We start from the raw sequence: 18,361 nt of genomic DNA, 5'->3' as shown, positions 1-18,361 counted from the left end.
ACGTTCCCTTTCCTAGAATTCGAGTCCGGCTTCGCGGGCGGCGTCAGCCAGGGCCGCGATGCGGCCGGCGTAACGGTTTCCGCCACGGTCGAAGACGACCTTGCCGACACCCGCGGCCTTCGCCCGCTCGGCGAGAAGGGTGCCGACCTTGCCGGCCAGTGCCTTCTTGTCGCCGTCGGTGCCACGGATGGTCGTGTCGAGCGTCGAGGCCGAGGCCAGCGTGTGGCCCTTGAGGTCGTCGACGATCTGCGCGGTGATGTTCCGCAGCGAGCGGGTGACGACCAGGCGGGGACGCTCGGCGGTGCCACTGACGTGCTTGCGGATGCGGAAGTGCCGGCGTGCGCGCCCGGTGCGGCGCGCCGCGGCGGAGCCGCCGGAGTTGCGGCGCTTGAGCAGCGTGGCGCTCACTTCTTGCCTGCCTTTCCAGCCTTGCGGCGGATGACCTCGCCCTGGTACTTCACGCCCTTGCCCTTGTACGGCTCCGGCGGGCGGATCTTACGGATGTTCGCGGCGACCTCGCCCACCTGCTGCTTGTCGATGCCGGCGATGTGGAACAGCGTCGGCCGCTCGACGGTGAACGTGATGCCCGGAGGGGGCGTCACGAGCACGGGGTGGGAGAACCCGAGCGCGAACTCCAGGTCGCTGCCCTTCGCCGTGACGCGGTAGCCGGTGCCGGCGATCTCAAGGCTCTTGCGGTAGCCCTCGGTGACGCCGATGACCATGTTCGCGATGAGCGTGCGGGACAGGCCGTGCAGCTCCTTGGCCTTGCGCTCGTCATTGGGGCGCACGACGTTGAAGGTGCCGTCCTCGGCCTTCTCCAGCGTGATGGGCTCGGCGAGCGTGTGGCTGAGCTCACCCTTGGGTCCCTTGACGGTGACGACCTGGCCGTCGACCTTGAGGTCGACGCCGGAGGGCACCGCGATGGGCCTACGTCCGATTCGAGACATTGAAGGCTCTCCCTTACCAGACGTAGGCGAGGACTTCCCCGCCCACCCCTCGCTTGCGGGCCTGCCGGTCGGTGAGCAGCCCTTGGGACGTCGAGATGATGGCCACACCGAGGCCACCGAGCACGCGCGGCATCTCCACCGACTTCGCGTACACCCGCAGACCGGGCTTCGAGACCCGGCGGATGCCGGCGAGGCTGCGCTCGCGGCTCTGGCCGTACTTGAGTTCAACGATCAGCGTCTTGCCGACCTTGCCCTCTTCCGGCTCCTGAACCTGCCACGAGGACACGTAGCCCTCGGACTTGAGCACCTCGGCGATGTTCGCCTTGATCTTCGAATAGGGCATCGTCACGCGGTCGTGGTACGCCTGGTTGGCGTTACGCAGACGCGTCAGCATGTCTGCGATCGGGTCGGTCATGGTCATTGCTTTGTCAGCCTTTCTCGCCGCGGTTCCTCGCCGCTGTGGGCGGGCCTACGGCGAAGGAGGTTTACCAGGAGGCCTTGGAAACGCCGGGCAGCTCGCCGCGGTGCGCCATCTCACGGATGCACACGCGGCACAGCCCGAACTTCCGGTACACGGCCTTGGGCCGGCCGCAGCGCTGGCAGCGGGTGTATGCGCGGACCGCGAACTTGGGCTTCGCGGCGGCCTTGAGGACTAGGGCCTTCTTCGCCATTGGTCAGTTCTCCTAGTTCTCACGGAACGGGAAGCCGAGCAGCTTGAGCAGCGCGCGACCTTCCTCGTCCGTGGAAGCGGTGGTGACCACGGTGATGTCCATCCCTCGCGGCCGGTCGATGCGGTCCTGGTCGATCTCGTGGAACACCGACTGCTCGGTGAGACCGAAGGTGTAGTTGCCGTTGCCGTCGAGCTTGCGCCCGTCCAGACCGCGGAAGTCGCGGATACGCGGCAGTGCGATCGACAGCAGCCGGTCGAGGAACTCCCACATGCGGTCATTGCGGAGGGTGACCTTCGCGCCGATCGGCATGCCCTCACGCAGCTTGAACTGCGCGATGGACTTCGTCGCCTTGCGGATCTGCGGCTTCTGGCCGGTGATCGTGGCGAGGTCACGGACCGCGCCGTCGATCAGCTTCGAGTCGCGGGCCGCTTCGCCGACGCCCATGTTGACGACGACCTTGACGACGCCGGGGATCTGCATCACGTTGGTGTACTTGAACTGCTCCTGCAGCTGGCCCGCGATCTCGTCGCGGTAGCGCTGCTTGAGGCGCGGGTTCACTTTGTCGACCGTCGTCATCACAGATCCTTACCGGAGCGACGCGACGTGCGGGTCTTGACGCCGTCCTCGTCGATGCGGGCACCGACGCGGGTCGGCTTGTTGTCCGAGTCGATCACCATCACGTTCGAGACGTGGATGGCGGCTTCCTGGGTCACGATGCCACCGGTCTTCGAACCACGCTGGGTGGTGCGGATGCGGGTGTGCTTCTTGACGCGGTTGACGCCCTCGACGATGACCTTGTCCTCGCGCGGGAGGGCGGTGAGGACCTTGCCCCGGGTGCCCTTGTCCTTGCCCGCGATGACCAGGACGGTGTCGCCCTTTTTGACCTTCATGGTTACAACACCTCCGGCGCGAGCGAGATGATCTTCATGAAACGCTTGTCCCGGAGCTCACGCCCGACCGGGCCGAAGATGCGGGTTCCACGGGGGTCACCGCCATCCTTGATGATCACGGCGGCGTTCTCGTCGAACCGGATGTAGGACCCGTCCGGCCGGCGCCGTTCCTTGGTGGTCCGGACGATGACGGCCTTGACCACATCGCCCTTCTTCACCCCAGCGCCCGGGATGGCGTCCTTCACGGTGGCCACGATGATGTCGCCGATGCCTGCATAGCGGCGACCCGAGCCACCGAGCACACGGATGCACAGGATCTCCCGGGCACCCGTGTTGTCGGCGACGCGCAGCCGCGACTCCTGCTGAATCACGCTTGTCTCCTAATGTCTGCCAGTTCTCGGCGCCAGACGCTCTTCCAAGAAGTCCGGCGCCGAGCTTGGCGGAACGACGGCCTTACTTGGCCTTTTCGAGGATCTCCACGACCCGCCAACGCTTGGTGGCGGACAGCGGCCGGGTCTCCATGAGCAGCACCCGGTCGCCGACACCGCAGGCGTTCTGCTCGTCGTGCGCCTTGAGCTTGTTGGTGCGGCGCATGACCTTGCCGTACAGCGGGTGCTTGACCTGGTCCTCGACCGCCACGACGACGGTCTTGTTCATCTTGTCGCTGACCACCAGGCCCTCGCGGACCTTGCGGCGGCCGCGCACCTCGGTGCTCTCGGTCGTCTGCTCGCTCATGCTCATGCCACCTCAGCCACAGCGTCGGGCGCCGCTGAGAGACCCAGCTCGCGCTCGCGCATGATCGTGTAGATCCGGGCGATGTCCTTGCGGATGACCTGCAACCGCCCGTGGTTGTCCAGCTGGCCGGTGGCCGACTGGACGCGGAGGTTGAACAGCTCCGCCTTCGCTTCCCGAAGCTTCTCGACCAGGCTCTCGTCGGACAGCTCGCGCAGGTCGGTCGCCTTGATTCCGGCGGCCATCAGACATCAGCCCCTTCACGCGTGACGATCCGGCACTTCAGCGGAAGCTTGTGGATCGCGCGGCGCATTGCCTCACGGGCGATCTGCTCGTTCGGGAACGACATCTCGAACAGGATCCGGCCCGGCTTGATGTTGGCCACCCACCACTCGGGGGAACCCTTGCCGGAACCCATGCGGGTCTCGGCGGGCTTCTTCGTGATGGAGCGGTCCGGGAAGATCGTGATCCAGACCTTGCCGCCACGCTTGATGTGGCGGGTCATGGCGATACGTGCGGCCTCGATCTGGCGGTTCGTGATGTACGCAGGCTCAAGAGCCTGGATACCGAACTCGCCGAAGACCACGCGGGTGCCGCCCTTGGCCGGGCCGTGCCGGTCCGGGTGGTGCGGCTTGCGGAAGCCCTTCGGGGGCTTACGAGGGATCAGCATTCGTCAGCCCTCCTGAGGCGTCTCTGCCGGTGCGGCCGGGGCCTGCTCCGCGGGGACAGCGGCGGGCTCGGGGGTCGCCTCGGCGGCGTGCGCCGCTGCTGCGGCCCGGCCGGCCTCGGTGCCACCGGCGGTCGTGCCGGAGGAGCCGGAACGCCCGCGACGCGGCCGCTCGGGCCGGTCGGTGCGCTCGCGACGGCCACCACGCGGTGCGGCGGCCTCGGCCGGCGCCTCGCGACCCGGAACGGCGTCGCCCTTGTAGATCCAGACCTTCACACCGATGCGACCGAACGTCGTACGGGCCTCGAAGAAGCCGTACTCGATGTTGGCCCGCAGCGAGTGCAGCGGCACGCGACCCTCACGGTAGAACTCCGTGCGGCTCATCTCGGCGCCGCCGAGGCGGCCGGAGACCTGCACCCGGATGCCCTTGACGAGCGTGTTCTTCATCGCCGACTGCATCGCCTTGCGCATGGCACGGCGGAAGCTGACCCGGCTGGACAGCTGCTCGGCCACGCCCTGCGCGACGAGCTGCGCGTCCGACTCGGGGCTCTTCACCTCGAGGATGTTGAGCTGCACCTGCTTGCCAGTGAGCTTCTCCAGCTCGGCGCGGATGCGGTCGGCCTCAGCGCCCTTACGGCCGATGACGATGCCCGGGCGGGCCGTGTGGATGTCCACACGGACCCGGTCACGGGTGCGCTCGATGTCGACCTTGGCGATGCCGGCGCGCTCAAGGCCCTTGGCCATCATCCGACGGATCTTGACGTCCTCGGCGATGTAGTCCTTGTAGAGCTTGTCGGCGTACCAGCGGGACTTCCAGTCGGTGCTGATGCCGAGCCGGAACCCGTGCGGGTGAACCTTCTGACCCATTACTCGGTCCCTTCCTCGGCGTCAGCCTTCGGCGTCGCCTTCTTGGCCGTTGCCTTCTTCGCCGGCGCGGCCTTCTTCGCCGGGCGCGACTCGACCTCGTCGGTCTCGTCGATCTCCGGCGTCACGGCCTTGGCGGCCTTGGTCGCCTTCGCCACGCCGGCCTTGGCCGCGCGGGCCTGGGACACCGGGACGCTCTCGACCACGATGGTGATGTGGCTCGTGCGCTTACGGATCCGGTACGCGCGACCCTGCGCCCGCGGCCGGAACCGCTTGAGCGTCGGGCCCTCGTCGACATATGCCTCGGCGACCAGGAGCGAGTCCGGGTCGAGCCGCTCGTTGTTCTCTGCGTTGGCGATGGCGCTGGCGAGCACCTTGTAGACCGGCTCGCTCGCCGACTGCGGGGCGAACTGCAGCACCGTGAGTGCCTCACGCGCGGGCAGGCCGCGAACGAGGTTCACCACACGGCGCGCCTTCATGGGCGACACGCGCACATGGCGCGCGATCGCCCGGGCACCGGGCAGCGCCGCCGCTGCTTTTGTAGACATCGGGTAAATCCCCTTTAGTTGGCTGCCTTAGCGGCGGCGGCTCTTCCGGTCGTCCTTCTCGTGACCCTTGAAGGTGCGGGTCAGCGCGAACTCGCCGAGCTTGTGCCCGACCATCGCCTCGGTCACGAACACGGGCACGTGCTTACGCCCGTCGTGGACGGCGATCGTGTGCCCCAGCATGTCGGGGATGATCGTCGACCGGCGCGACCAGGTCTTGATGACGTTCTTGGAGTTCTTGGCGTTCTGGACTTCCACCTTCTTGATGAGGTGGTCGTCGACGAACGGGCCTTTCTTGAGGCTGCGAGGCATTGCTCAGGCTCCTTAGCCGCGCTTCCGGGTGGCGTAACGCCTACGGACGATGAGTCGGTCGCTCGGCTGGCCCTTGCGCCGCGTACGGCCCTCCGGCTTGCCCTTCGGGTTGACCGGGTGACGACCACCCGAGGTCTTACCCTCACCACCACCGTGCGGGTGGTCGATGGGGTTCATCGCGACACCACGGACGGTCGGGCGCTTGCCCTTCCAGCGCATGCGGCCGGCCTTGCCCCAGTTGATGTTCGACTGGTCGGCATTGCCGATCTCGCCGATGGTGGCCCGGCAGAGGACCTCGACGCGCCGGATCTCGCCGGACGGCATGCGCAGCGTCGCGTACTGGCCCTCGCGGCCCAGCAGCTGGACGCCGACGCCGGCCGAACGGGCCAGCTTCGCGCCACCGCCCGGGCGCAGCTCCACCGCGTGCACGGTGGTGCCGACCGGGATGTTGCGCAGCGGCAGGTTGTTGCCCGGCTTGATGTCGGCGCCGACGCCGGCCTCGACACGGTCGCCCTGCTTGAGGTCCTTCGGCGCGATGATGTAGCGCTTCTCGCCGTCGGCGTAGTGCAGCAGTGCGATCCGCGCGGTCCGGTTGGGGTCGTATTCGATGTGCGCGACCTTGGCGGGGATGCCGTCCTTGTCCGCGCGACGGAAGTCGATCAACCGGTACTGGCGCTTGTGGCCGCCGCCCTGGTGGCGCGCGGTGACGCGGCCGTGGACGTTGCGTCCGCCCTTGTTGGGCAGTGGGACGAGCAGCGACTTCTCCGGCGTCGATCGGGTGATCTCCGCGAAGTCGGCAACGCTCGAACCACGACGACCCGGGGTCGTCGGCTTGTATTTACGGATAGCCATCGTCTATACCCCTCAGCTGACCGGTCCGCCGAAGGCTTCGATCCGGTCACCGTCGGCGAGCTTGACCATCGCCCGCTTCGTGTCCTTGCGCTTGCCCCAACCCGTGCGGGTCCGCTTGCGCTTGCCTTCGCGGTTGATGGTGTTGACCGACAGGACGCGGACGTCGAAGATCTGCTGGATAGCGATCTTGATCTCGGTCTTGTTCGCGTCCGGGTGCACCAGGAACGTGTACCAGTTGCGGTTGAGCTCGCTGTAGCTCTTCTCGGAGACCACCGGCTGGATGATCACGTCGCGTGGATCGGCGATCGTCGCCATGATCAGGCCTCCTCGGCGGTCTCGTCGGTGCTGGTCTCGGCCGGCACGCCGAGGAACTCGTTGAGCGCCGCGGCCGTGAAGATGACCTGGTCGGCAACGAGCACGTCGTGCGTGTTGAGCTGGTCGGCGACCAGGAGGTGCACCGACTGCTCGTTGCGCAGGCTCAGCCAGTTGGCCTCGTCGTCGCGCGGGAGGACCACGAGCACCCGGCGCGCGTCGGTGATCCCGCGCAGCACCCTCAGGGCGTCCTTGGTCTTCGGGGCGTCGCCGTCGATGAAGCTCTCCACGACGTGGATGCGACCCTCGCGGGCCCGGTCGGAGAGGGCGCCGCGCAGGGCGGCGGCCTTCATCTTCTTGTTCACCCGCTGGGTGTAGTCACGCGGCACGGGGCCGTGCGTGACGCCACCGCCGGTGAACTGCGGCGCGCGGATCGAGCCCTGACGGGCGCGGCCGGTGCCCTTCTGCTTGTAGGGCTTCCTACCGCCGCCGGACACCTCGCCCCGCGTCTTGACCTTGTGCGTGCCCTGACGGGCCGCGGCCAGCTGCGCGACGACGACCTGGTGCAGCAGCGGAATGCTGGCCTGGGCGTCGAAGATGTCGTCCGGCAGCTCGACGGTGCCGTTCGTGGCGCCGTCGACCGTCTTGATGTCAACGGTGGTCACTTGGTGATCCCACCCTTCTGCGACTTCAGGTCGGTCTTGGCCGCGCTGCGAACCAGCACGAGGCTGCCCTTCGGGCCCGGCACCGCGCCCCGGATCAGGATCAGGCCCTGCTCCAGCTCGACCGACTGGACGGTGAGGTTCTGCACGGTGAAGCGCACGCCACCCATGCGGCCGGCCATCTTGACGCCCTTGAAGACGCGACCGGGGGTCGCGCAGGCGCCGATCGAGCCGGGCGAGCGGTGCTTGCGCTCGACACCGTGGCTGGCCCGCAGGCCGTGGAAGCCGTGCCGCTTCATGACGCCGGCGTAGCCCTTGCCCTTGGTGCGGCCGGTCACGTCGATGCGCTGGCCGGCGGTGAAGGTCTCAGCGGTGATCTCCTGGCCGAGCGAGTACTCGCCGGCGTCGGTGGTCCGCAGCTCCACGATGTGGCGACGGGGGGCGACGTCCGCCTTGGCGAAGTGGCCCGACCGGGGCTTGTTCACCTTGCGCGGGTCGATCTGGCCCCACGCGAGCTGAACCGCGGAGTAGCCGTCGTTGTCAGCCGTGCGCACCTGGGTCACGACGCACGGGCCGGCCTGCACCACAGTCACCGGGACGACCTTGCCGTTGTCCCAGATCTGGGTCATGCCGAGCTTCTCACCCAGGATGCCCTTGACTTGCCTGTCCATAAGTCCGGTCCCTACAGCTTGATCTCGATGTCGACACCAGCCGGCAGGTCGAGCCGCATGAGCGAGTCAACCGTCTTCGGGGTCGGGTCGATGATGTCGATCAGACGCTTGTGCGTGCGCATCTCGAAGTGCTCGCGCGAGTCCTTGTACTTGTGCGGCGAGCGGATCACGCAGTAGCGGTTGATCTCAGTGGGCAGCGGCACCGGCCCAGCGACCTGAGCCCCGGTGCGCGTGACCGTCTCGACGATCTTCCGCGCCGAGGAGTCGACGACCTCGTGGTCGTAGGCCTTGAGCCGGATGCGGATCTTCTGTCCCGCCATGGTGGCTTCAGTTCCCTCTCTCATGCGAGGTCTTTCGACCTCGCGGAACCCCGAAGGGTCCGGTGCCGCCTATTTGGTCTGTCCGACCCCCGCGGTCGGGCGTGTCGCGGCCAAGGGCCAGGCTCCGCCACCGACGTCCTTCTCAGGACCGCTGGTGGCTGAGGAGACCTACCCCAGGGCGTGCCACGCCCAATTCACGGAGGTGAGCGCCAGTGGTAAGACTGACGCCGCGCGGAAGCGGTCGAGACTTCCAAGAGCTGCCGAAATGGCGTGACAGCTTTTGCCTTGAGCAGTCTCGACCGCCCCGCGACGCAACCCAACCATTATGCCGCACGAGGTGCGACAAAGTGAAATCGGGGTGCTTCAGGTCGTTACTTGAGGATCTTCGTCACACGGCCGGCGCCGACGGTGCGGCCACCCTCGCGGATCGCGAAGCGGAGGTTTTCCTCCATCGCGATGGGCTGGATGAGCGACACAGTCATCGCCGTGTTGTCGCCGGGCATGATCATCTCGGTGCCTTCCGGCAGCGTGACGACGCCCGTGACGTCCGTGGTGCGGAAGTAGAACTGCGGGCGGTAGTTCTGGAAGAACGGGGTGTGCCGGCCACCCTCCTCCTTGGAGAGGATGTAGACGGTCGCCTCGAACTCGGTGTGCGGGGTGTTGCTACCCGGCTTCACCACGACCATGCCGCGCTCGACGTCCTCGCGCTTGATACCACGCAGGAGCAGGCCGACGTTCTCACCGGCACGCGCCTCGTCGAGGATCTTGCGGAACATCTCGATCGCCGTGCAGGTGGTCTTCATCGACTTGGCACGGATGCCAACGATCTCGACCTCCTCGTTCGGCTTGAGGATGCCACGCTCGACACGACCGGTCACGACCGTGCCACGACCGGTGATCGTGAAGACGTCCTCGACGGGCATGAGGAACGGCTTCTCGGTCTCGCGCTCGGGCTGCGGGATCGCGCTGTCCACGGCACCCATGAGCTCCATGAGGGAGTCCGACCACTTCGGGTCGCCCTCGAGGGCCTTCAGGGCCGAGACACGCACGACCGGAGCGTCGTCGCCCGGGAACTCCTGGCTCGACAGCAGCTCACGAACCTCGAGCTCGACGAGCTCCAGGAGCTCCTCGTCGTCGACCATGTCGCTCTTGTTCAGCGCCACCACGATGTAGGGGACGCCGACCTGGCGGGCCAGCAGCACGTGCTCGCGGGTCTGCGGCATGGGGCCGTCGGTCGCCGCAACCACCAGGATCGCGCCGTCCATCTGCGCGGCACCGGTGATCATGTTCTTGATGTAGTCGGCGTGACCCGGGCAGTCAACGTGCGCGTAGTGCCGGGCTTCCGTCTGGTACTCGACGTGTGCGATCGAGATCGTGATGCCGCGGGCCTTCTCCTCCGGCGCCTTGTCGATCTCGTCGAACGGGGTGTAGGGGTTCACGTCCGGCATGCGGTCGTGGAGCACCTTGGTAATGGCCGCCGTCAGCGTCGTCTTCCCGTGGTCGATGTGACCGATGGTGCCGATGTTGACGTGCGGCTTAGTCCGCTCGAACTTCGCCTTCGCCACTGGTGTCCTCCTGTGGACTTCTGGTTCGCGGTGCGTTGACGCCTGAAGCATCAACGCACCCTGTCGACTTGGGTCTGGCGGCTGAAGCCTCAGGCCCGCTGATGCAGCCTCGCGGCCGCGGACCGGGAATTACTCCCCGGTCGCCTTCGCGATGATCTCCTTGGCGACGTTCGCGGGAACCTCGGCGTAGGAGTCGAACTGCATCGAGTAGCTCGCCCGGCCCTGGGTCTTCGACCGCAGGTCGCCGACGTAGCCGAACATCTCCGACAACGGCACCGTGGCGCGGACGACACGGGCACCGCCGCGCTCCTCCATCGCCTGGATGGTGCCCCGCCGGGAGTTGAGGTCGCCGATGACGTCACCCATGTTCTCTTCCGGGGTGGTGACCTCGACGGCCATCAACGGCTCGAGGAGGGTGGGAGTAGCCCTGCGGGCCGCCTCCTTCATCACCATCGAACCAGCGATCTTGAACGCCATTTCCGACGAGTCAACCTCGTGGTACTGCCCGTCGAGCAGCGTCAGCTTGACGCCCACCACCGGGTAGCCCGCGAGCACGCCGTATTGCATCGCGTCCTGGGCGCCGGCGTCGACCGAAGGGATGAACTCCTTCGGGATGCGACCGCCCGAGACCGCGTTGACGAATTCGTAGGTCGGCCCGTCCGCCGTCATCTCGAGAGGCTCAAGCTTGACGATGACCTTCGCGTACTGACCCGAGCCACCGGTCTGCTTCTTGTGCACGTAGTCGATCTTGTCGACGGTGCCCTTGATGGTCTCGCGGTAGGCCACCTGCGGCTTGCCGATGTTGGCCTCGACGCTGAACTCGCGCCGCATCCGGTCGACCAGGATGTCGAGGTGCAACTCGCCCATGCCGGCGATGATGGTCTGGCCGGTCTCCTCGTCGTTCTTGACGCGGAAGGTCGGGTCCTCCTCGGCCAGGCGCTGGATGGCGGTGCCCAGCTTCTCCTGGTCAGCCTTGCTCTTCGGCTCGATGGCGACCTGGATGACCGGCTCCGGGAACGTCATCGACTCCAGGATGACCTGGTTGGCCGGGTCGCAGAGGGTGTCACCGGTCGTGGTCTGCTTGAGACCCTGCACGGCGATGATGTCACCCGCCTGGGCACTGGGCCGCTCTTCACGCTTGTTGGCGTGCATCTGGTAGATCTTGCCGATCCGCTCCTTGCGCTCCTTGGTGGAGTTGACCACCTGAGCGCCGGACTCGAGCGTGCCGGAGTAGATGCGCACATACGTGAGCTTGCCGAGGTGCTTGTCCGTCTGGATTTTGAAGGCCAGGGACGAGAACGGCTCGGCGTTGTCCGGCCTGCGCAGCAGCGGGGTCTCCCCGTCGATGGCGATGCCCTCGACGGCGGGGATGTCCAGCGGCGACGGGAGGAACTCCACGACGGCGTCGAGCATGGGCTGAACGCCCTTGTTCTTGAACGCCGAGCCGCAGACGACCGGGTTGAGCTTGCCGGCGATGGTCGCCCGGCGGATCGCGGCCTTGAGCTCCTTGACGTCGAACGTGTCGCCGTCGAGGTAGCGGACCATGATGTCGTCGTCGGTCTCCGACAGCGTCTCGAGCAGCTTGTCGCGCCACTCGGCGGCCTGGTCGGCGAGATCCGCGGGGATCTCCTCGATCGTGTAGTCGTCGCCCTTCTGGGTCTCGCCGCGCCAGGTGAGCGCGCGCATCTCCAGAAGGTCGACGACACCGATGTGGTCGCCCTCGAGGCCGATCGGGATCTGCAGGACCAGCGGGGTCGCGTTGAGCCGGTCGATCATCATCTGCACGCAGCGGAAGAAGTCGGCGCCGGTGCGGTCCAGCTTGTTGACGAAGCACATACGCGGGACGTTGTACTTGTCGGCCTGCCGCCAGACGTTCTCGGTCTGCGGCTCCACGCCGGCCACGCCGTCGTAGACCGCCACCGCGCCGTCCAGAACCCGCAGCGACCGCTCGACCTCGACCGTGAAGTCGACGTGGCCGGGCGTGTCGATGATCTGGATGACGTGGCCCTTCCACTCGCACTTCGTGGCGGCGGAGGTGATGGTGATGCCCCGCTCCTGCTCCTGCTCCATCCAGTCCATGACGGCAGCGCCCTCGTGGACCTCACCGATCTTGTACGTGATGCCGGTGTAGAACAGGATGCGCTCAGTCGTCGTCGTCTTACCGGCGTCGATGTGCGCCATGATGCCGATGTTCCGGACCTTGGCAAGGGCAGCGTCTGAGGCAGCCACTTCGAATCCCTACTTCGTCTCTCGTCGGATTGCTGGGTGAAGCGTCGCTTACCAGCGGTAGTGCGCGAAGGCCTTGTTGGACTCCGCCATCTTGTGGGTGTCCTCGCGGCGCTTCACCGAAGCACCGAGCCCGTTGCTGGCGTCCAGCAGCTCGTTCATGAGCCGCTCGACCATGGTCTTCTCACGACGGGCGCGCGAGTAGGTGACCAGCCAGCGCAGGCCCAACGTCGTCGCCCGGGGAGGGCGGACCTCGACCGGCACCTGGTAGGTCGCGCCACCGACGCGGCGGCTGCGGACCTCGAGGGTCGGCTTGACGTTGTCCATCGCGCGCTTCAGCGTGACGACGGGGTCGGTTCCTGACTTCTCCCGGCAGCCTTCGAGGGCGTTGTAGACAACGCGCTCGGCGAGCTGGCGCTTGCCCTCAACCAGGATCTTGTTGATCAGCTGGGTGACGAGCAGGGAGTTGTAGACCGGGTCCGCCACCAGGGGCCGGCGCGGCGCGGGGCCTTTACGCGGCATGTCAGCTCTTCTCCTTCTTCGCGCCGTACCGGCTGCGAGCCTGCTTGCGGTTGCGGACACCCTGAGTGTCCAGCGAACCACGAATGATCTTGTACCGGACGCCGGGGAGGTCCTTCACACGGCCACCACGGACCAGCACGATCGAGTGCTCCTGAAGGTTGTGACCGACACCGGGGATGTAGGCCGTCACCTCGATACCGTTGCTCAGTCGCACACGGGCCACCTTGCGCAGCGCCGAGTTCGGCTTCTTCGGCGTGGTGGTGTACACACGCGTGCAGACGCCACGCCGCTGCGGGCTGCCCTTGAGCGCCGGCGTCTTGGTCTTGCTCAGCTTCGCCTGGCGGCCCTTGCGGACCAGCTGCTGGATCGTAGGCACTGGGCCTGTCTCCCTTCGGCCTCGCGGCCGCACGTCTTCTTCTTCGCTGTCTCCACGGCGTGACCGGCACCCGCGGTCGGGCGTGTCGCCCGCCGCGCGAACCCGGTCCAAGAAGTGCCAACCGGGTTTCGCGGTTTGCATCCACCCTCAACCCGCGGAGGCGGGCCGTTGTGGACGCACGCACGAGTTGCCCGGCAAAGCCGGGCACGAGGGGAAAGAGTACCCACCGTGAGGACGCTGGTCAAAATCGCCGGCTTGGCCCCATGACGGAACACTCTTCACACCAAGAGTACCTGGTGTCTGATCGGAACATCGTCGGGGTCGCATCATCGGTGTTCTCGCAGGTCAGTTGGCCGTGTTCCGCCGTGGCGGTGGCGTTGCGGGAGCCGGACCGTTGGCCGCGGAACGCGGGCCGCGGCGGGCCGCCAGTCGCGGGCTAGGCGGCTGCGGCGATGAGGAACGCGGCCAGGAGGGACAGGACGCCGATGGCGGCGCCGACCGAGCCGAGCACCAGGCCGGTGATCGCCATCCCCCGCCCGCTGACCAGCCGCCCGGCCCTGCGGACCTGCCGCATGGCGAAGACGCCGAGGCCGATCGCACCCAGGCCGAGGAACACCGACAGGACCGTGAAGGCGCCGCCGGCGACGGGCCCCCAGCCCTCCGCGGCGCCGGCCGCCCCGAGGCAGCTCACCGTCAGGCCGACGAAGATGGAGACGATGCCGGCGACGAGGCTGCCGATCGCCGGGCCGCTGGGGGTCGGCTGGACCAGCGGATAGGCGACCCCGAACGGGGTCCCCTGGACGAGGTCGATCCGCATGCCCGGCGGCGGCGGGGCGTGCTGGGGCACCGGCTGGTGCTGATACGGGTAGCTCACGTCAGTTCACCAACGGGTCGAAGTCGGTGCCGCGGCCACGGGCATACGCCAGCAGGCCCAGGATCGCCAGGACGACGAGCGTGGCGATGGACAGCACGATGCCCGTCCAGGCCAGCCGCACACCGTTGCGGAGCCTCCTGGCGCCCAGCAGGAAGCCCTCCGCGGCCACCAGCTCCCGGTGTGACTCCCGGGCCATCAGCAGCGCCAGGGTCGCCGGGATCGCGCCGCCGAGGAAGGGCCCGGTCACCACCGACAGCAGGCCGAGCCCGAACACCGCCGATGCCTTGCTGGCGCGGACCGGGTCGGGGTCGAGCGGGTGGCGGGTCGAGGACGTCACCCCACGACCATATCCGGTGCGGGCCTCCGCCGGCCGGGCACGCCAGAGGGCGGGAACCCGTCGGGTCCCCGCCCTCTACGCGGTGGTGCCTTCCAGCTTCTAACGGTTAGCGGAAGGAGCCCAGGTCGAAGTCGTCCAGGGGGACCGCCTGCCCGCTGGCCGGGCCGAAGCCGTAGTCGGCCTCCGGGTAGCCGGTCATCGAGTAGACCTTCGCCTTCGCCTCCTCGGTCGGCTCGACCCGGATGCTGCGGTACTTGCTGATGCCAGTACCCGCCGGGATGAGCTTGCCGATGATGACGTTCTCCTTGAGACCGATCAGCGAGTCGCTGCGCGCGTGGATCGCCGCGTCGGTCAGCACCCGGGTCGTCTCCTGGAACGAGGCCGCGGACAGCCACGACTCCGTCGCCAGCGACGCCTTGGTGATGCCCATCAGCACGGGACGGCCGGCCGCCGGCTCGCCGCCCTCGGCGACGACACGGCGGTTCTCCGCCTCGAACAGCGCACGGTCGACCAGCACGCCCGGCAGGAACTCGGTCGAGCCGGAGTCGATGACCGTGACCCGCTTGAGCATCTGCCGGATGATGATCTCGATGTGCTTGTCGTGGATGAGCACGCCCTGCGAGCGGTACACCTCCTGGACCTCGGAGGTCAGGTGGACCTGAACCGCCCGGGGACCCATGATGCGCAGCAGCTCGTGCGGGTCGATGGTGCCCTCGGTGAGCTTCTCGCCGACCTCGACGTGCTCGCCGTCCTGGTAGCGCAGCTTGACGCGCCGGCTGAGCTTGTCGTGGACGATCTCCTCGCTGCCGTCGTCCGGCACGATGATGATCTTCCGCATCCGCTCGCCGTCCTCGATGCGCACGCGGCCGGGGGTGTCGGCGATGGGCGCCTTACCCTTCGGCACGCGGGCCTCGAAGATCTCCTGCACACGGGGCAGACCCTGGGTGATGTCCTCACCCGCGACGCCACCGGTGTGGAAGGTACGCATCGTCAGCTGCGTGCCCGGCTCACCGATCGACTGGGCGGCGATGATGCCGACCGCCTCGCCGACGTCGACGGTCTTGCCCGTGGGCAGCGACCGGCCGTAGCAGGCGCCACAGACGCCCAGCTTCGACTCGCAGGTGAGCACGCTGCGGACCCGGACGATCTCGGTCCCGGCGGCGACCAGCTGGTCGACCGTGATCGAGTTGATGTCCGTGCCGCGCTCGGCGACGATCTTGCCGTCCTTGTCACGGACGTCGTCGGCGAGGGTGCGGGCGTGCACGCCCGTCTCCGCGTGCTGGTGGATGCGCATGGCACCGTCGTGCAGCTCGCCGACCGTCATCGGGATGGCGCGGTCGGTGCCGCAGTCCTCCTCGCGGATGATGACGTCCTGCGACACGTCCACCAGACGACGGGTCAGGTAACCCGAGTCGGCGGTCCGCAGCGCGGTGTCGGCCAGACCCTTACGCGCGCCGTGCGTGGAGATGAAGTACTCCAGCACGGACAGACCCTCCCGATAGCTGGCCTTGATCGGCCGCGGGATGATCTCGCCCTTCGGGTTGGCCACCAGGCCACGGATCGCGGCGATCTGGCGGAGCTGGAGCAGGTTACCGCGGGCACCCGAGTTGATCATTTTCCACAGCGGGTTCTCCTGCGGCAGCGCGCTTTCCATCTCCTTGGCAACCTCGCCGGTCGCCTTGGTCCAGATCTCGATGAGCTCGCCGCGGCGCTCCTCGGCCGTCATGAGACCGCGCTGGTACTGCTTGTCGATCCGCTCGGCCTCCTTCTCGTAGCGCTCGAGGATCTCGCGCTTGCGAGGCGGCTGGATGACGTCTTCCATGCCGATGGTGACGCCGGACCAGGTGGCCCAGTGGAAGCCGGCCAGCTTGAGCGCGTCCAGGGTCGCCGCGAGGGAGACCTTCGGGAAGCGCTCGGCCAGGTCGTTGACGATCGCCGACAGCTGACCCTTGCGGATCTCGTAGTTGACGAAGCGGTAGCCCACCGGGAGGGTCTCGTTGAACAGGACCCGGCCCAGGGTGGTCTCGACCGTGACGGTGCCGCCCGGCTGCCAGCCCTCCGGGGCCTCCCACTGCGGGCCGGCAGCACCGTTGTCGACGCCGATGATCTCCTTGAGCCGGATCTTCACCAGGGCCTGCAGGTGCAGCTCGCCGTTGTCGAACGCCATCCGGGCCTCGGCGTCGGAGCTGAAGGTGCGCCCCTCGCCGAGCAGGTTCTTCTGGATGTGCGTCAGGTGGTACAGGCCGATGACCATGTCCTGGGTGGGCATGGTGACCGGCTTGCCGTCGGCCGGCTTGAGGATGTTGTTGCTGGACAGCATGAGGATGCGGGCCTCGGCCTGCGCCTCAGCGGACAGCGGCACGTGCACGGCCATCTGGTCGCCGTCGAAGTCGGCGTTGAAGGCGGTGCAGACGAGCGGGTGGATCTGGATGGCCTTGCCCTCGACCAGCTGCGGCTCGAAGGCCTGGATGCCCAGGCGGTGCAGGGTCGGCGCGCGGTTGAGCAGCACCGGGTGCTCCGCGATGACCTCCTCCAGCACGTCCCACACGACCGGCCGCTGACGCTCGACCATGCGCTTGGCCGACTTGATGTTCTGCGCGTGGTTAAGGTCCACCAGGCGCTTCATCACGAACGGCTTGAACAGCTCGAGCGCCATCTGCTTCGGCAGGCCGCACTGGTGCAGCTTGAGCTGCGGGCCGACGACGATGACCGAACGGCCGGAGTAGTCGACGCGCTTGCCGAGCAGGTTCTGCCGGAAGCGGCCCTGCTTGCCCTTGAGCATGTCGGACAGCGACTTCAGCGGCCGGTTGCCCGGGCCGGTGACCGGACGACCGCGGCGGCCGTTGTCGAACAGCGCGTCGACGGCCTCCTGCAGCATCCGCTTCTCGTTGTTGACGATGATCTCGGGGGCACCCAGGTCGATCAGGCGCTTGAGCCGGTTGTTGCGGTTGATCACGCGCCGGTACAGGTCGTTGAGGTCGCTGGTGGCGAACCGGCCACCGTCGAGCTGCACCATCGGACGCAGGTCCGGCGGGATGACCGGGACGCAGTCCAGGACCATGCCCAGCGGCGAGTTGGCGGTGTTGAGGAACGCCGCGACGACCTTGAGCCGCTTGAGCGCCCGGATCTTGCGCTGGCCCTTGCCGCTGCGGATGGTCTCGCGCAGCGACTCGGCCTCGTCGTCGAGGTCCAGGTTCTCCAGCAGTGCCTTGATCGCCTCGGCACCCATGGCGCCGGTGAAGTACTCACCGAACCGGTCGCGCAGCTCGCGGTAGAGCAGCTCGTCGGTGATGAGGTTCTTGCGGTCCAGCTTGCGGAACGTGTCCATGACCTCGTCGAGACGGTCGATCTCACGCTGCGCGCGGTCCCGCATCTGGCGCATCTCGCGCTCGCCGGACTCCTTGACCTTGCGGCGCACGTCGGCCTTCGCACCCTCGGCCTCAAGCTCGGCGAGGTCCTGCTCCAGCTTCGCGGCGCGCTTCTCGATCTCCGAGTCGCGGGCGTTCTCCGCCTGACGCTTCTCCGCCGAGACCTCGTTCTCGAGGGTGGCGAGGTCGCGGTGGCGGGCCTCCTTGTCGACGCTGGTGATCACGTACGACGCGAAGTAGATGATCTTCTCAAGGTCCTTGGGCGCAAGGTCGAGCAGGTAGCCGAGCCGGCTGGGCACACCCTTGAAGTACCAGATGTGCGTGACCGGGGCAGCGAGCTCGATGTGGCCCATGCGCTCACGGCGGACCTTGGCCCGGGTCACCTCGACGCCGCAGCGCTCACAGATGATGCCCTTGAACCGGACCCGCTTGTACTTGCCGCAGTAGCACTCCCAGTCCCGGGTCGGACCGAAGATCTTCTCGCAGAAGAGCCCGTCCTTTTCCGGCTTCAGGGTGCGGTAGTTGATCGTCTCGGGCTTCTTGACCTCGCCGTGCGACCACTGGCGGATGTCGTCGGCAGTGGCCAGACCGATGCGCAGTTCGTCGAAGTAGTTGACGTCGAGCACTTCGTCTATGTCCTCACGATTC

The 18,361-nt window shown here is 67.4% G+C and carries 24 protein-coding genes and 1 pseudogene; all 25 read right to left on the bottom strand.

Features of this window, described 5'->3' with window-relative positions:
- Positions 1–12 precede the first annotated feature (12 nt).
- Positions 13–396: a 50S ribosomal protein L18 gene (rplR, locus tag AB0K00_RS37580; protein WP_363530998.1), complete on the bottom strand. Its 384-nt coding sequence runs from the start codon at positions 394–396 to the stop codon at positions 13–15.
- Between the two features lie 8 nt (positions 397–404).
- Positions 405–947 carry a 50S ribosomal protein L6 gene (rplF, locus tag AB0K00_RS37575; protein WP_363530869.1) on the bottom strand — a complete coding sequence of 181 codons (543 nt, stop codon included), beginning with the start codon at positions 945–947 and terminating at the stop codon, positions 405–407.
- A 13-nt stretch (positions 948–960) separates the two neighbouring features.
- A complete protein-coding gene (rpsH, locus tag AB0K00_RS37570; RefSeq protein WP_203845089.1) occupies positions 961–1,368 on the bottom strand; it encodes a 30S ribosomal protein S8 in 408 nt (135 codons plus the stop codon).
- Positions 1,369–1,432: 64 nt separating this feature from the next.
- The gene (locus AB0K00_RS37565) at positions 1,433–1,618 is read right to left on the bottom strand and encodes a type Z 30S ribosomal protein S14 (protein ID WP_190249376.1); all 186 of its coding nucleotides are present in this window, start codon (positions 1,616–1,618) and stop codon (positions 1,433–1,435) included.
- 12 nt (positions 1,619–1,630) lie between these two features.
- Positions 1,631–2,194, bottom strand: coding sequence for a 50S ribosomal protein L5 (gene rplE, locus AB0K00_RS37560; protein ID WP_363530866.1), 564 nt, complete (start codon positions 2,192–2,194; stop codon positions 1,631–1,633).
- Complete coding sequence (gene rplX / locus AB0K00_RS37555) at positions 2,194–2,508, bottom strand: 50S ribosomal protein L24 (protein ID WP_033357656.1); 315 nt, start codon at positions 2,506–2,508, stop codon at positions 2,194–2,196. Before rplX ends, rplE begins: the two co-directional genes overlap by 1 nt.
- A 2-nt stretch (positions 2,509–2,510) precedes the next feature.
- Positions 2,511–2,879: a 50S ribosomal protein L14 gene (gene rplN / locus AB0K00_RS37550; protein WP_203845087.1), complete on the bottom strand. Its 369-nt coding sequence runs from the start codon at positions 2,877–2,879 to the stop codon at positions 2,511–2,513.
- 82 nt (positions 2,880–2,961) lie between these two features.
- Complete coding sequence (rpsQ, locus tag AB0K00_RS37545) at positions 2,962–3,243, bottom strand: 30S ribosomal protein S17 (RefSeq protein ID WP_203845086.1); 282 nt, start codon at positions 3,241–3,243, stop codon at positions 2,962–2,964.
- Between the two features lie 2 nt (positions 3,244–3,245).
- Positions 3,246–3,485, bottom strand: a complete 240-nt coding sequence (rpmC, locus tag AB0K00_RS37540) for a 50S ribosomal protein L29 (protein ID WP_203845085.1) — start codon at positions 3,483–3,485, stop codon at positions 3,246–3,248.
- Positions 3,485–3,910: a 50S ribosomal protein L16 gene (gene rplP, locus AB0K00_RS37535; protein WP_203845084.1), complete on the bottom strand. Its 426-nt coding sequence runs from the start codon at positions 3,908–3,910 to the stop codon at positions 3,485–3,487. The genes rpmC and rplP overlap by 1 nt, the downstream gene beginning before the upstream one ends.
- A gap of 3 nt (positions 3,911–3,913) precedes the next feature.
- The gene (rpsC, locus tag AB0K00_RS37530; RefSeq protein ID WP_363530862.1) at positions 3,914–4,774 is read right to left on the bottom strand and encodes a 30S ribosomal protein S3; all 861 of its coding nucleotides are present in this window, start codon (positions 4,772–4,774) and stop codon (positions 3,914–3,916) included.
- A 188-nt stretch (positions 4,775–4,962) separates the two neighbouring features.
- Positions 4,963–5,319 (bottom strand): annotated as a pseudogene (gene rplV / locus AB0K00_RS37525) (50S ribosomal protein L22); the annotation flags it as partial.
- 27 nt (positions 5,320–5,346) lie between these two features.
- Positions 5,347–5,628 (bottom strand): 30S ribosomal protein S19, encoded by a 282-nt coding sequence (rpsS, locus tag AB0K00_RS37520; protein WP_203845081.1) that lies wholly within the window; start codon positions 5,626–5,628, stop codon positions 5,347–5,349.
- Positions 5,629–5,640: 12 nt separating this feature from the next.
- Positions 5,641–6,480, bottom strand: coding sequence for a 50S ribosomal protein L2 (gene rplB / locus AB0K00_RS37515; RefSeq protein WP_327008141.1), 840 nt, complete (start codon positions 6,478–6,480; stop codon positions 5,641–5,643).
- A gap of 12 nt (positions 6,481–6,492) precedes the next feature.
- Positions 6,493–6,795, bottom strand: a complete 303-nt coding sequence (gene rplW, locus AB0K00_RS37510) for a 50S ribosomal protein L23 (protein WP_363530859.1) — start codon at positions 6,793–6,795, stop codon at positions 6,493–6,495.
- A gap of 2 nt (positions 6,796–6,797) precedes the next feature.
- Positions 6,798–7,457, bottom strand: coding sequence for a 50S ribosomal protein L4 (gene rplD / locus AB0K00_RS37505; RefSeq protein ID WP_363530856.1), 660 nt, complete (start codon positions 7,455–7,457; stop codon positions 6,798–6,800).
- Positions 7,454–8,125: a 50S ribosomal protein L3 gene (gene rplC / locus AB0K00_RS37500; protein WP_363530853.1), complete on the bottom strand. Its 672-nt coding sequence runs from the start codon at positions 8,123–8,125 to the stop codon at positions 7,454–7,456. Before rplC ends, rplD begins: the two co-directional genes overlap by 4 nt.
- A gap of 11 nt (positions 8,126–8,136) precedes the next feature.
- On the bottom strand, positions 8,137–8,445 hold the full coding sequence (gene rpsJ / locus AB0K00_RS37495) for a 30S ribosomal protein S10 (protein ID WP_018347762.1): 309 nt from the start codon (positions 8,443–8,445) through the stop codon (positions 8,137–8,139).
- A gap of 371 nt (positions 8,446–8,816) precedes the next feature.
- Positions 8,817–10,010: an elongation factor Tu gene (gene tuf / locus AB0K00_RS37490; protein ID WP_203845076.1), complete on the bottom strand. Its 1,194-nt coding sequence runs from the start codon at positions 10,008–10,010 to the stop codon at positions 8,817–8,819.
- A gap of 129 nt (positions 10,011–10,139) precedes the next feature.
- Positions 10,140–12,239, bottom strand: coding sequence for an elongation factor G (gene fusA, locus AB0K00_RS37485; RefSeq protein ID WP_363530850.1), 2,100 nt, complete (start codon positions 12,237–12,239; stop codon positions 10,140–10,142).
- Positions 12,240–12,287: 48 nt separating this feature from the next.
- Entirely contained in the window at positions 12,288–12,758 is a 471-nt protein-coding gene (rpsG, locus tag AB0K00_RS37480) for a 30S ribosomal protein S7 (RefSeq protein WP_363530847.1), read from the bottom strand.
- A 1-nt stretch (position 12,759) separates the two neighbouring features.
- Positions 12,760–13,134: a 30S ribosomal protein S12 gene (gene rpsL / locus AB0K00_RS37475; RefSeq protein WP_033357671.1), complete on the bottom strand. Its 375-nt coding sequence runs from the start codon at positions 13,132–13,134 to the stop codon at positions 12,760–12,762.
- A gap of 436 nt (positions 13,135–13,570) precedes the next feature.
- Complete coding sequence (locus AB0K00_RS37470) at positions 13,571–14,008, bottom strand: DUF4190 domain-containing protein (RefSeq protein WP_363530845.1); 438 nt, start codon at positions 14,006–14,008, stop codon at positions 13,571–13,573.
- 1 nt (position 14,009) lies between these two features.
- Positions 14,010–14,345 (bottom strand): hypothetical protein, encoded by a 336-nt coding sequence (locus tag AB0K00_RS37465; protein ID WP_363530842.1) that lies wholly within the window; start codon positions 14,343–14,345, stop codon positions 14,010–14,012.
- Positions 14,346–14,451: 106 nt separating this feature from the next.
- Positions 14,452–18,339: a DNA-directed RNA polymerase subunit beta' gene (locus AB0K00_RS37460; RefSeq protein WP_363530839.1), complete on the bottom strand. Its 3,888-nt coding sequence runs from the start codon at positions 18,337–18,339 to the stop codon at positions 14,452–14,454.
- Positions 18,340–18,361: the final 22 nt, after the last annotated feature.

Source organism: Dactylosporangium sp. NPDC049525 (genome assembly GCF_040676755.1).
Classification (GTDB): domain Bacteria; phylum Actinomycetota; class Actinomycetes; order Mycobacteriales; family Micromonosporaceae; genus Dactylosporangium.
The sequence above is the reverse complement of the archived record's forward strand: the minus strand, read 5'-3'. Positions and strand labels throughout refer to the sequence as shown.

Bases quoted from the DNA above. Each gene is read 5' to 3' on its own strand.
- rplF (WP_363530869.1), bottom strand. From the start codon at position 947: ATGTCTCGAATCGGACGTAGGCCCATCGCGGTGCCCTCCGGCGTCGAC.
- rpsH (WP_203845089.1), bottom strand. From the start codon at position 1,368: ATGACCATGACCGACCCGATCGCAGACATGCTGACGCGTCTGCGTAAC.
- AB0K00_RS37565 (WP_190249376.1), bottom strand. From the start codon at position 1,618: ATGGCGAAGAAGGCCCTAGTCCTCAAGGCCGCCGCGAAGCCCAAGTTC.
- rplE (WP_363530866.1), bottom strand. From the start codon at position 2,194: ATGACGACGGTCGACAAAGTGAACCCGCGCCTCAAGCAGCGCTACCGC.
- rplX (WP_033357656.1), bottom strand. From the start codon at position 2,508: ATGAAGGTCAAAAAGGGCGACACCGTCCTGGTCATCGCGGGCAAGGAC.
- rpsQ (WP_203845086.1), bottom strand. From the start codon at position 3,243: ATGAGCGAGCAGACGACCGAGAGCACCGAGGTGCGCGGCCGCCGCAAG.
- rpmC (WP_203845085.1), bottom strand. From the start codon at position 3,485: ATGGCCGCCGGAATCAAGGCGACCGACCTGCGCGAGCTGTCCGACGAG.
- rplP (WP_203845084.1), bottom strand. From the start codon at position 3,910: ATGCTGATCCCTCGTAAGCCCCCGAAGGGCTTCCGCAAGCCGCACCAC.
- rpsC (WP_363530862.1), bottom strand. From the start codon at position 4,774: ATGGGTCAGAAGGTTCACCCGCACGGGTTCCGGCTCGGCATCAGCACC.
- rpsS (WP_203845081.1), bottom strand. From the start codon at position 5,628: ATGCCTCGCAGCCTCAAGAAAGGCCCGTTCGTCGACGACCACCTCATC.
- rplB (WP_327008141.1), bottom strand. From the start codon at position 6,480: ATGGCTATCCGTAAATACAAGCCGACGACCCCGGGTCGTCGTGGTTCG.
- rplW (WP_363530859.1), bottom strand. From the start codon at position 6,795: ATGGCGACGATCGCCGATCCACGCGACGTGATCATCCAGCCGGTGGTC.
- rplC (WP_363530853.1), bottom strand. From the start codon at position 8,125: ATGGACAGGCAAGTCAAGGGCATCCTGGGTGAGAAGCTCGGCATGACC.
- rpsJ (WP_018347762.1), bottom strand. From the start codon at position 8,445: ATGGCGGGACAGAAGATCCGCATCCGGCTCAAGGCCTACGACCACGAG.
- rpsG (WP_363530847.1), bottom strand. From the start codon at position 12,758: ATGCCGCGTAAAGGCCCCGCGCCGCGCCGGCCCCTGGTGGCGGACCCG.